Origin of the sequence: Moritella sp. JT01, assembly GCF_001574435.1 — a bacterium.
Lineage (GTDB): Bacteria > Pseudomonadota > Gammaproteobacteria > Enterobacterales > Moritellaceae > Moritella.
The window spans coordinates 31494-43653 of sequence record NZ_LOCN01000040.1 but is presented as its reverse complement, the minus strand read 5'-3'; the positions used below and the strand labels follow the sequence as shown (position 1 = coordinate 43653).

Below are 12160 nucleotides of genomic sequence, written 5' to 3'. Positions count from 1 at the left end.
CCAGCGTTCAATCTGAGCCATGATCAAACTCTTCAATTAAAAGTTTTTGACTGATTACCAAAATCATTACTGATGATGAGTATCAAGTCGGCTCAATGAATTCTGTACTTCAACAATAAAACCGAAGTTCTATTGTTTATAAAACCAAATCTTTCGATTTAATTTAATGTTCACAATTACATTGATATAATATTTGGTCATTATATCTCTGCAAGTGCTCACACAGATTGCTTGAATAAATTGTTAAAGAGCATTGACCTTGACGTTATCCGTCGTAGTCAGGCTGCGTATTCTACGCAAACCAATTTCGAAGTCAAGCACATATTTGCACTTTATTTCAGGAGGTTTAAAAAGTAACTTTCGATACTGATAAACACCTTTTACTTAGCGGCTGTTGCCGTGTCAGTGAGGTCGCATTATAGAGATCTAATGACTTCAAGCAAGCGATTTAACTAATTAGTCACTAAAAACCAAAAAACCGCGTTACCAAGCTGTTAAACACACCTTAACGTATAATAAGTAGTCTACTTTGAATTGTATTCATTATAAACATACTGCATACCCGCTTTATTAAAGGCTACAACTTGATATGTATCACTCGCGCCGGGTACATCCATACCTGGTGCACTTTGTGGCATACCGGGAGTCGCAATGCCTGTGACTCTTTTATTCTGAGCTAAAAGCTTCTTGATATCAGCGGCAGGAACATGGCCTTCGATAATATAATCATTAACTATTGCTGTATGACAAGATCGTAGGTTATTAGGTACACCATATTGATTCTTTACATCACTCATATATTCATTGTTAATAACCGTTAATGAAAATCCTGCATCTTCCATTTGTTCGGCCCACTCAGTACAGCAACCACAATACTGCGATTTATATACAGTCATCTCTTCTGCCAATGCAACACTGCCAATTAAACTACTCGTGAGTAAGACTGGCTTTAAAAGCTTAGTAATAAATGTCATCAGAAGATCCTAAATCAAAGACAATAATGATAAACATTCCAGTTGATGTAAGGTCAATTGTATTAAGAGAGGCTGGTCAGCAAATTTTGATATGCATTTAAATATTGTCGACTCATATGAAGGTAATTAAATTCATGCATAACACGGTCATAAGCCAAGGTAGTTTTAACTTGGCTTTGACTATGAATTAAGCTTGTAGTTATTGCAGCCTGTAAAGCATCGGGATCTTTAGGCGGAACTATCCATCCGCCACTACCATACGCAAGCATATGTGGCATGCCGCCAACATTAGTCACAACACAAGGTATCCGAGCCTGCATAGCTTCGAGTAACGCGATAGGTGTACCTTCTGTAATAGAAGGCATAACGAAAACATCAAAATGACTAAAATAGCTTGGTAGTGATTCTACAAAACCAAATAATAGGACATACTCATCTAAACCCAATTGCTTGATTTTTTCTCGTAATCGATACTCCTCACTTCCCGCACCAAATATAACAAGTACAGTATTAGGATCATTTTCTATCAACTTAGGTAATGCGTCGATAAGCGTATCGAAATTTTTTTCAACTGCAAGACGACCGACAGCCATGAGTCGTGTCGTTTTATTATGCAGAAAAGTAATTAACCGTTCTTCAATCTCACACATCGGCATGTAACCACCGATACCATTCTCAATAACCGTATATTGGTTTGCTTCTAACCCTTGAACACTTGGTAGATTAGTCATGTGCTGACTAACAAGAAAAACTCGATTTAATTGCTTTAATGAATACTTATCCAAATATTGATAAAATGCCATTTTACTAAATCTAGGTGCGGATACATAACCATGTATGGTTGAACAAAAGCATTTAAAGCGATTTCGTTTCAGCATTAAACTAAACAGTATATTGAATTTATAGCCGTGAGAATGGACAATATCAAACCTATTTTTCTCTGCAAATTTTTTTATATAATGACTGATACAAAAATATTCGAGTTTATTTACCCGAATTAAATTGACCGTTATGCCGTATCGGCGACAAATAATTTCAAACTCTTTTTCTGCCTGTCCTTTATAGCCAAAGCTAAGCAAAGCCGCTTCATGGCCCAGTACCTTCAAACCTAGCATTAATTCAATTAAAACTCTTTCAGCACCATAAAAACCACCACTTTCGATCACGTGTAAAATTTTCATTCTCATAATATCCTTATCATTAACTTACACAGCGTCCTTTCCTTTTTTTTATACTGTTCAGTTGTAATACTTTTCGCAGATATATATCACTGATTGTTTGCCAACCATAATCAGAAAATAGTTGGTGTAGAAGAAGGGGCGTCTCACGAAGGTGATAATCGTGTAACCATTTTTTAAATAAGTTATCTGCTCTAATGTTCGGTTGTTGGTTGTCCATGACCCAAGTTGAAATACACCCTAGCACTGGTGTTTTCGTTTCTTCCATAAACTGGCTGACTAGCTTACAACTTGATTCATATTTTCTGAAACGGATACTATTGGTATTAATAATCTCATATCGCTTAGTGAAGACTTTATGGGTTGATACATTTAAATGTTGAAAACCCTTAAAGGCAGACTCAATAGGCTCCGCTTGTACATCCACGCTTCGAGCCCGATTAGCACAGCTATATTCATAGCCAGCCAAGATTAATTCGTCTTCTAACCACTCCGAGGTCGCACTGCATAATTTTGTATCACTCCGATAACCAATGATACGATGGCCAATGACTTGTGCTAACAGATCTTTATAACGGTTTAAATCTTCAATAATTTTACGCTGATTAAAATGCTGCGTATCAGGAAGGCTATAATGTCGATATGCAAGTTCATGTCCCTGCTCTGCTATTTTTTTTAACATCGAAGGAAATTGAATAATCGTCCAACCGTAAACAAAAAATGTGGCAGTCACATTATGATCATTTAATAATAATAAAATTTTATCTACTGCATATTCAATGCGAGGTGAGAGTAGACCCCAATCTTTTTCCTTAATACAGTATTGAAAAGCGGGGGCTTGAAAATAATCTTCCACATTAATAGTTAACGCATTAATAATCGCCATAACGATCCCCTCATCGACAATCTACTCTATTATCATAAGAATAGACCATCACATCGTACTATTTGGGATTAGAGAGATATTTACTGAACACTGCTTATATTTTTATGTCGCAAGCCAAATTTTGATTTATCTAATGATAATAAAGGCTTAATTTATATGCTAACAGTGCTATGATTTATTGCTAATGACCTAACTTTCTTTATTAAAAGGTGCTGCTCATGGAATACAATACTTCTGAACTATGCGACATTTATACAGATATGATTGATGTTGTTGAACCGATGTTCATGAATTTCGGTGGAAAGTTATCGTTCGGTGGTCAAATAACCACAATTAAATGCTTTGAAAGTTTAGGACTGATTACTGAAACAGTTCAACAAGCCGGACTGGGTAGAGTACTACTCATTGATGGTGGCGGTTCATTAAGAAGAGCATTAATTGATTCTGATATTGCCCAACTGGCATTCGAGAATGAATGGGAAGGCATTATTGTTTACGGTAGTATTCGAGAAGTCGATCAGCTCGATGATATTAATATTGGAATTCAGAGTCTTGCTTCCATTCCTGTTGGTGCAGATGATAATAGAACAGGCGAATTAGATGTCGCGGTTAATTTTGGCGGTGTGACATTCTTACCTGATGATCATGTTTATGCCGACAGCACTGGTATTATTCTATCTGCAGATGCGCTAGATATTGAGTAACACGCAAAAACATATAGAAACAGAGGTATAAGTTAGTCATAACCATACCTCTGAATCAAATTATGCTTCTTCTTCTAACTCTTCTAGCTCTTGAACTTCATCCATTCTGCCTAGCAAAGAACGTAAACGATCTTGCCATACATCTTGCTGACTTTTAAGTTCAGAGTTATTCGCTAATAGTTCGTTGTTTTCTTCTTTTAGCTCTTCTAATTCCATTTGTAATAGGGAAATGGTATCAACTGCTGTTTGTACTTTACTTTCTAATTTATCTAATACGTCAAAATTCATTTTTTCACCCATAATTTAAGAATTCAATATTGTGCTGAGAGGGCTTATCCCTTGCTAGAAGAATACAACGCTAGTCAATCTACAACAAGTCTTATTAGTCAAATTATGATGCACTTGAGCAGAATTAACTTTTTGTTTGTGAGCACTGACATTAATACATCAAATTGTTTGATTCATCGCTAGTGAAGGCATCTCAGAATCAGGTCTACCAACAACTTTGGCAGGAACCCCTGCAACGGTCGTATGCTCAGGTACATGATCGAGCACGACACTACCCGCACCGACTTTGGCTCCTCTGCCGACTTCAATATTACCCAGCACTTTAGCACCAGCACCAATCATTACACCCGCTCTAATTTTCGGGTGACGGTCACCACTTTCTTTACCTGTACCACCTAGCGTAACACTTTGTAAAATTGACACGTCGTCTTCTACAATCGCCGTTTCACCAATCACAATACCGGTCGCATGATCAAGCATAATACCTTTGCCAATTCTAGCCGCTGGATGAATATCAACAGCAAACACCACTGATATTTGGTTTTGTAAATAAATCGCTAATGCTTCACGCTTTTGCTTCCACAGCCAATGGGCAATTCGATAAGACTGTAATGCGAGAAAACCTTTCAAATATAATAACGGTGTCGAGAAATATTCAACCGCTGGATCTCGCTCTTGTACTGCACATAAATCTGCAGCTACCGCATGTAAGATGGTAGGTTCTGCTTTTAATGCTTCTTCAATTACTTCACGTAATAAAATAGCAGGCATTGTCGCACTACCGAGCTTATTTGCTAATTGGAAACTCAATGAGCATTTTAAACTATCGTGATTTAGTATTGTTGAATGGAAGAAGCTAGCGAGCATCGGTTCCTGCTCAACCAATAATTTAGCTTCATCTCTAATTCTAAGCCAAGACATTGAAAGTTTATCTTCCATGTTTATTCCTTTACAACATTTAGAGTTCACGTTTATATTAATCATTTTTCGTCTTTACAATTGAGATTGGATCTTGGTGAATAAGCACTTCCGTATTTGCAAATTCACAGAGTAAATTAGTTTCAACATTATCGGCAATAGCATGTGCCTCAAACAAAGTAAGGTGATCATCCAATTCTATATGCAATTGAATAAAACGCATATACCCTGATTGTCGCGTTCGTAACTCATGTAGTCCGAGTACATTATTCGTATTTGCCACAATCTCTGTTATTTTATCAATATCTTCAGCGGGCAATTCATGATCCAACAATGTCTGAATTGACTCCATACCGATCTCATACGCACTGTATAATATGTAGCAGGATATCAAGATTGTCGCTAATCCATCAACCCAATAAAAACCATACGCAGATAAACTAAGCGCGATAAGTACTGTCGCATTAAGCCATAAATCTGATTTGTAATGGAGTGAATCAGCTTTGATCGCAATACTCCCAGTTGTAGCCACAACATGCGTTTGATAACGAATCAAAATAAAAGTGACCAATAATGCAAAAATGGATACCGCGATACCAAGTTCTGAACGTACAATCGGCTGCGGATCTAATAATGCACTAATACCATGCAACATTAATAAAATTGATGAACCCACAATTAATGCTGATTGTACTAATCCTGCTAAAGATTCTGCTTTACCATGACCAAAACGATGCGCATCATCCGCTGGCTCTAAGGCATATTTAATGGCAAACAAATTAATAATGGATGCACCAATATCTAGAAATGAATCCGTCAATGACGCCAATATCGATGCTGATCCCGTGGCAAACCACACAAACAATTTGCTGCATAATAAAATGACGGCAGTAACAACAGAAGCATAACTGGCACGTTTAATTAATTGTTCATGATCAGAATCTATCACAGGGTTACCTTTTATATAATCTATGCGTTATTATAAACGGAGGAAGTAGAAAAACAACGTGAAGTTATTCATCTAAACAACCTACAAATCAAAGAAAATAGAAACAATAAAAATATTCTGTTGTTATTTTAGGATAGCTGCAACATATAGATATAAATAAGGCATCCACTCTAGTTCGTTCATCTAAAAAAATAGTAATAAATACTGTGTCATTAACGCCATTATCGTAAATAAAGCAATTACGTAGCACATCACAATCTCCAGCTCTTTAATTGAGGATAGCATTGTTTATTGCGCCATCTTAGTTAAACTGACTAGGTATCACCATTTTTTACTATGCCGAAATAAAAATGTAAAACAAAGTAAATCTTAGAATTATTTACTGCTTAACCCAGTATCCTAATACAATAAAAACAATTAACAGAGTACCCAATATGACTAAATTATTATTAATTGATGACGATAAAGAGCTAGCCGAATTACTCGCTGAGTTTCTAAGTCTCGAAGATTTCGATGTCGATATGGTACATGATGGTGAAGCCGGTTTGGCCGCAATAAGAAGTAGTCAATATGATATGGTCCTTTTAGATGTCATGATGCCAAAGTTAAACGGTTTTGAAGTATTAAAAAAACTTCGCGTAGATAACAGCACGCCGGTCTTAATGTTAACCGCGAAAGGCGATGAGATTGATCGTGTTCTTGGCTTAGAAATGGGGGCCGATGATTATTTACCAAAACCGTTCAGTGAACGTGAATTATTAGCACGAATTAGAGCTGTATTACGTCGTATAGAGCCGCCGACATCCACTAAAAAAACAGAATTGTTGACGCACTTAGACATTGAGATAAACAGCCGAACCCAAGAGGCGTGGTGTCAAAGCATTCTGCTTGATTTAACCAGTACCGAACTGATGTTATTAGAAACACTCATCTCATCGCCAGGTACGATCCTAACCAAAGCCGATTTAAGCGAGCAAGTACTGGGTAAAAAACTGACGCCGTTTGACCGTAGTATTGATATGCATTTAAGTAACTTACGTAAAAAATTACCAGAAAGAAAAGATGAAAAAATGCGAATTCGCACACTTCGTGGCCGTGGTTATATGTGGCTAGATACATAATCGGCCCCTCTTACACACTTCTATCATTTTTGAAATAAGGTTATTAACACGTGCTGAGTCGCAAATTGAATCAACTGTTCGTTAAAATTTTTGTCTGGTTTTGGTGTATGCTACTACTCGTTGTTGCCGTCGTTATAGCACTACCAACATTAGATAGCCGAATCATGAGACAACTCGATCCGCGCTCAGTCAGTATTTTAAATACCATTGCACATAATATTTCTAGCTCTGCTGATCGCTATTCGAACATCCCATTACAAGTGTTAATAACCCCTAAAGAAGCACAAACAAAACATTTTTATTTAGTCCGTATGAATGGCGATATCATTTCAAGTAGCAAAGCTTCTAAGGCTATTCGCCGCTTTATTTTGCAAAGTGAAGAATTTCCACAACCGAAAGTAAAACAATATAAAAACTGGTTAATGACCGGACCGATCCCAATAAAGCTACGTGGTGAAAAATTTCAATTGTATGCCGCACAACAGCTACCGGCAGAGCACAATATATGGTTAATTAATGTATTAGATAGACCATTTCTATTACTTTTCATTACGATGTTTGTCAGTATGCCATTATGTGCATCACTCGCATGGCATATTTCGAAACCATTGCAGAAGTTACAAAGAACTGCATCCGAGATCACTGATGGTAATTTAGATGCTGTAGTGCCTGCGACTCAAAGACAAGATGAAATTGGTGAATTAGCGCGAAGTTTACGCACCATGATGTTCTCTATTCGTGAGCATATTTCACTTCAACATCGTTTATTGAGTGATATTTCTCATTAGTTGAGATCGCCCTTAACACGGTTAAAAATGTCCGTTGCATTATCTAAACGCCACTATGGTGAGACGAAAGAGATCCTGCGTATCGATAATGAATCACAACGCTTAGAAGAAATGATCTCAGCGCTATTAAACTTATCGAAAACACAGTTAAATGCCACAACCAAAGAATCATTTAATCTTGACTCACTGTTACAACCTATTTGCGAGGATGCCATTTTCGAGGCTGAGCAGTTAGACAAAAGTTTCAGCCATCAACCAATTCCAGATTTGAATATCAAAGGCTTTCCAGCACTCTTCGGCAGTGCCATAGAGAACGTGATTCGTAACGCATTACGCTATGCCAACCAGCAGGTTCATTTAGCTATCACCAGCGACACCGATAAGATAACTTTTGTGATCACAGATGATGGTCCAGGCGTACCAGAAGACGAAATTGAGCAGATTTTCAAACCTTTTTATCGTGTATCACAAGCCCGAGACCGTGAATCTGGCGGTGCCGGTTTAGGGCTCGCAATTACTGAAAATGCGGTCCGTCAACATCATGGGGTAATACGGGCAAGTAATAGAGACACACAAGGCTTACAGATCACTATTACTATACCAATGAGCTAACCGCAACTATAGAAATTGAAGAACCGCAGAAGTTGATTATTATTTATCTTCTGCGGCTTTATTCGTTGTAACCTGTGGGCGTAATGGGTTAGTCGTATTTAACTCGGGAAACATTTTTTCTATTTGTCGACGCTGTTCCACTCGTGCTTTTTTCTTCTCATATATTTCTGTATCCAGATCTGCAAAAAACATATTAATCAGAATATTCAAGCAAAAAGGGAGCGCGCTTAATATAATCAAGCCTGCTACGATCAAAGTACTACGCTTTTTCATCACTTTTACCATTAGGTTGTTAAATTTGCTATTCTACGCAAAGTACCTACGTTATATAACCCTGAACTGAGACTTTATTATGTTACAAGTAGCACTATTTGAACCTGAAATCCCACCAAATACAGGTAATATCATTCGCCTTTGTGCCAACTCTGGTTTCAAATTGCATTTAATCGAACCGCTTGGTTTTGAGTGGGATGATAAAAGGGTAAAACGTGCGGGACTGGATTATCATGAATTTGCAGACGTAAAACGTCATGCTAATTATCAAGCATTTTTAGATTGTGTGGGGGATGCTCGTATTTTTGCATGTACAACCAAAGGCACGAAATACCATCATGAAGCGCAATATCAAGCAGGTGATGTTTTATTATTTGGACCTGAAACACGCGGTCTACCGCCAGAAGTACTCGATACATTACCACAAGAGCAAAAGGTAAGAATTCCGATGCTACCAGAAAGTCGCAGTATGAATCTATCGAACGCGGTATCTGTTTTTATCTATGAAAGCTGGCGCCAGTTGGATTTTGCAGGTTCAAAATAAAAGAAAGGGTGATAGAAACAAGCTCTATCACCCTTAGAATAAGATTATTTGTAATACTTATTTCGCTAAATTAGCCGCATGAAAACGCATATGTTTTTCAATAAACGTGGCGATAAAATAGTAACTATGATCATAACCATCATGCATTTCTAGCGTGAGAGGATAACCCTTTAGCTCAGCCGCAGCAGTCAGCATATTCGGCTTAAGTTGCTCACCCAAAAATGAATCATCTTTGCCTTGCTCAACCATCGCAGGTACAAATTTATCCGCTTTCGCCATCAATAAACTCGCATCGTATTGTTGCCACGTTGCTTTATCTTTACCGAGATAATTTTGTAATGCTTTTTGTCCCCAAGGACAATTGATTGGATTACTAATCGGACTAAATGCCGTCACGGAGCGATAGCGTTCTGGATTGCGCAATGCCATCACTAATGCACCATGTCCACCCATCGAATGGCCACTGATCACACGCTCTTGTGTCACCGGGAAATTAGCTTCAATTAATGCTGGTAATTCATTGAGCACATAGTCATACATTTGATAATGTGTGTTCCACGGTGCTTGTGTGGCATTCACATAGAATCCGGCACCTAGGCCAAAATCATACGCTTGGTCAACATCATCAGGGACACCTTCACCACGCGGACTAGTATCCGGTGCCACGATCGCAATACCCAGTTCTGCAGCAATACGCTGAGCGCCGGCTTTTTGCATAAAGTTTTCATCAGTACACGTCAGGCCAGACAACCAATACATCACAGGTACTTTACGCATATTTGATGCTTGCGGTGGTAAATACACTGCAAAACGCATCTGACAATTTAATACGCTCGACGCATGATTATATTGATGCTGCCAACCGCCAAACATTTTATTACTACTAACAACTTCTATAGACATGACAAACCTTTACTAGTCGCCCCGCTATTTAGATGCTCAATAGCGGGGCATATTTTAATTATTTATCGAAGTGGATAACGCTGCGAATACTTTCACCACGGTGCATTAAATCAAATGCTTCGTTGATATCTTCAAGACCCATAGTATGGGTAATGAAATCACTTAATTTGAATTCACCTTGTAGGTAACGTTCAACGTAATCAGGTAGCTCTGTACGGCCTTTAACACCACCGAATGCAGAACCACGCCATACACGACCAGTTACAAGTTGGAATGGACGCGTTGAGATCTCTTGACCTGCACCAGCCACACCAATTATGATTGATTCACCCCAACCTTTATGACAACATTCTAATGCAGAACGCATTAAGTTAACGTTACCAATACATTCGAACGAGTAATCGACACCACCGTCTGTTAGTTCAACAATAACGTCTTGAATTGGCTTGTCATAATCTTTTGGATTGATGAAGTCTGTTGCACCCAATTTTTTCGCTAATTCGAATTTACTTTCGTTAATATCGATAGCAATAATACGACTCGCTTTCGCCATCGTCGCGCCGATAACAGCAGAAAGACCGATACCACCTAAACCGAAGATAGCAACGGTTGCGCCTTCTTCAACTTTAGCCGTGTTCATTACCGCGCCCATACCTGTTGTGACACCACAACCAAGTAGACATACTTCTTCAAGCGGGGCTTCTTTGTTCACTTTCGCTAACGAGATTTCTGGTAATACTGTGTATTCAGAGAATGTTGAACAACCCATATAATGGAAGATTGGTTGACCGTCTTTATAGAAACGCGTCGTGCCATCAGGCATTAAACCTTTGCCCTGTGTTTCACGGATCTGTTGGCAAAGGTTAGTTTTACCTGATTTACAGAACTTACATTCGCCACATTCTGGTGTATATAAAGGAATAACATGATCGCCAACTTGCACGCTAGTCACACCTTCACCGATTTGTTCTACAATACCGCCACCTTCATGACCTAGAATTACGGGGAAGATACCCTCTGGATCATCACCCGACAATGTGAATGCATCGGTATGACAGACGCCTGAAGCGATAACCTTAACCAACACTTCACCTTTTCTTGGTAACATTACATCCACTTCTTCGATGGATAGTGGTTGGTTTGGACCCCAAGCAATAGCTGCTTTAGATTTAATAAATTTGTCAGTCATGTTCATCTCCATTGGGATAAAATTAATATGCCGTAATACCTATCTATGTATTCGGCCAGTCATACTGTATGGCGCTCATTATATTCATTTGCACAGAAATGATAATACCCTTGAAACACAAATTACTTTTACCCAGGTGTAACAATAAAAAGAAAATCAAAAATACCGCGGTAATTTCATCTTTCCTTTTCGTTAATAACGAGCTTGATAACAGTGCTATATTATCAGGAAGGCTTAAACCTCTTCAGTATAGTCGATAGGATTTCATTACATGATCTTCTCTTGTAGCGAAGGATATAACAACCAAGCAAGTGATAAACCATCAAATACAAAACACCAAACCTAATAGTGGAATACTGATATTTGACAAGATCATTGGCAATGCCAACGCGATGATATTTCGATGCACCGAGGGAGGGATGGATAACCACATAGACGAATTCAACTTTGTAGAGGGAAACAAAAGAGGCCAGAGTCTATCTAACTTCAATTATGAAACAAAGTATTACCTATCGAAAATTAAAACAACTCTATTTCACCTTCATCCATCGACCCCGTACTAATCGTCTTGTTTTGTACTTTCAGTGATTGCTGTTTTAACTGTTCAGCGGCCACTTTTAGCTTATCAACCAGCGCATTAATATTGAGAATCTGACTTTCCATTACCGCAATTTTATTAACTGCTTCATTACTTTGCTCGGTAATCTCCATCATTAAATCAGAACAATTATTTAAAAACTGGTGTGTTGATTCAATGAATATTTTTAAATCAATCATATCGGGATCGCGACACGCATCATCAAACAAACTTGATTATTTTTCTAAAAAATCAT

Annotated in this window: 15 protein-coding genes; 5 read left to right on the top strand and 10 right to left on the bottom strand. The window is 38.1% G+C overall.

All coding sequences use genetic code 11. The annotated features are described in order from the left end of the window. Nucleotides 1-524: 524 nt before the first annotated feature. The 3 genes from AKG98_RS21575 to AKG98_RS21565 form a co-directional block, all read right to left on the bottom strand. On the bottom strand, nucleotides 525-974 hold the full coding sequence (locus tag AKG98_RS21575; protein ID WP_067051147.1) for a DUF411 domain-containing protein: 450 nt from the start codon (nucleotides 972-974) through the stop codon (nucleotides 525-527). A 62-nt stretch (nucleotides 975-1036) separates the two neighbouring features. Then, entirely contained in the window at nucleotides 1037-2155 is a 1119-nt protein-coding gene (locus tag AKG98_RS21570; protein ID WP_067051144.1) for a glycosyltransferase, read from the bottom strand. Nucleotides 2156-2174: 19 nt separating this feature from the next. Then, nucleotides 2175-3038: a polysaccharide deacetylase family protein gene (locus tag AKG98_RS21565; RefSeq protein WP_067051141.1), complete on the bottom strand. Its 864-nt coding sequence runs from the start codon at nucleotides 3036-3038 to the stop codon at nucleotides 2175-2177. Nucleotides 3039-3256: 218 nt separating this feature from the next. Between AKG98_RS21565 and rraA the strand changes: the two genes are divergently transcribed. After that, nucleotides 3257-3742 (top strand): ribonuclease E activity regulator RraA, encoded by a 486-nt coding sequence (gene rraA, locus AKG98_RS21560; RefSeq protein ID WP_067051137.1) that lies wholly within the window; start codon nucleotides 3257-3259, stop codon nucleotides 3740-3742. Between the two features lie 60 nt (nucleotides 3743-3802). Here rraA and AKG98_RS21555 read toward each other — a convergent pair whose 3' ends face one another. The 3 genes from AKG98_RS21555 to AKG98_RS21545 all read right to left on the bottom strand — a co-directional run bounded on the left by AKG98_RS21555 (nucleotide 3803) and on the right by AKG98_RS21545 (nucleotide 5897). Continuing rightward, nucleotides 3803-4030, bottom strand: coding sequence for a cell division protein ZapB (locus AKG98_RS21555; RefSeq protein WP_045112353.1), 228 nt, complete (start codon nucleotides 4028-4030; stop codon nucleotides 3803-3805). 159 nt (nucleotides 4031-4189) lie between these two features. Then, nucleotides 4190-4951: a serine O-acetyltransferase gene (gene cysE / locus AKG98_RS21550; protein ID WP_369814946.1), complete on the bottom strand. Its 762-nt coding sequence runs from the start codon at nucleotides 4949-4951 to the stop codon at nucleotides 4190-4192. Nucleotides 4952-5006: 55 nt separating this feature from the next. Next, complete coding sequence (locus tag AKG98_RS21545) at nucleotides 5007-5897, bottom strand: cation diffusion facilitator family transporter (protein ID WP_067051132.1); 891 nt, start codon at nucleotides 5895-5897, stop codon at nucleotides 5007-5009. A gap of 434 nt (nucleotides 5898-6331) precedes the next feature. Between AKG98_RS21545 and AKG98_RS21540 the strand changes: the two genes are divergently transcribed. The 3 genes from AKG98_RS21540 to AKG98_RS22810 all read left to right on the top strand — a co-directional run bounded on the left by AKG98_RS21540 (nucleotide 6332) and on the right by AKG98_RS22810 (nucleotide 8418). Continuing rightward, nucleotides 6332-7018, top strand: a complete 687-nt coding sequence (locus tag AKG98_RS21540) for a response regulator (protein ID WP_067051129.1) — start codon at nucleotides 6332-6334, stop codon at nucleotides 7016-7018. Nucleotides 7019-7125: 107 nt separating this feature from the next. Continuing rightward, complete coding sequence (locus AKG98_RS22815; RefSeq protein WP_228140391.1) at nucleotides 7126-7806, top strand: HAMP domain-containing protein; 681 nt, start codon at nucleotides 7126-7128, stop codon at nucleotides 7804-7806. Nucleotides 7807-7833: 27 nt separating this feature from the next. Continuing rightward, a complete protein-coding gene (locus AKG98_RS22810; protein WP_228140390.1) occupies nucleotides 7834-8418 on the top strand; it encodes an ATP-binding protein in 585 nt (194 codons plus the stop codon). Between the two features lie 39 nt (nucleotides 8419-8457). Here the strand turns inward: AKG98_RS22810 and AKG98_RS21530 are convergent, their stop codons facing one another. Continuing rightward, nucleotides 8458-8691 carry a hypothetical protein gene (locus AKG98_RS21530; RefSeq protein WP_067051126.1) on the bottom strand — a complete coding sequence of 78 codons (234 nt, stop codon included), beginning with the start codon at nucleotides 8689-8691 and terminating at the stop codon, nucleotides 8458-8460. Nucleotides 8692-8770: 79 nt separating this feature from the next. On the opposite strand from AKG98_RS21530, the gene trmL reads away from it, so the two are divergent. After that, complete coding sequence (gene trmL, locus AKG98_RS21525; protein WP_045108657.1) at nucleotides 8771-9235, top strand: tRNA (uridine(34)/cytosine(34)/5-carboxymethylaminomethyluridine(34)-2'-O)-methyltransferase TrmL; 465 nt, start codon at nucleotides 8771-8773, stop codon at nucleotides 9233-9235. Nucleotides 9236-9292: 57 nt separating this feature from the next. Here trmL and fghA read toward each other — a convergent pair whose 3' ends face one another. From fghA to AKG98_RS22805, 3 genes are all read right to left on the bottom strand, one after another. Then, the gene (fghA, locus tag AKG98_RS21520; RefSeq protein ID WP_067051124.1) at nucleotides 9293-10138 is read right to left on the bottom strand and encodes an S-formylglutathione hydrolase; all 846 of its coding nucleotides are present in this window, start codon (nucleotides 10136-10138) and stop codon (nucleotides 9293-9295) included. A gap of 58 nt (nucleotides 10139-10196) precedes the next feature. Further along, entirely contained in the window at nucleotides 10197-11327 is a 1131-nt protein-coding gene (locus tag AKG98_RS21515) for an S-(hydroxymethyl)glutathione dehydrogenase/class III alcohol dehydrogenase (RefSeq protein ID WP_067051121.1), read from the bottom strand. Nucleotides 11328-11846: 519 nt separating this feature from the next. Further along, a complete protein-coding gene (locus tag AKG98_RS22805; RefSeq protein WP_228140389.1) occupies nucleotides 11847-12104 on the bottom strand; it encodes a hypothetical protein in 258 nt (85 codons plus the stop codon). Nucleotides 12105-12160: the final 56 nt, after the last annotated feature.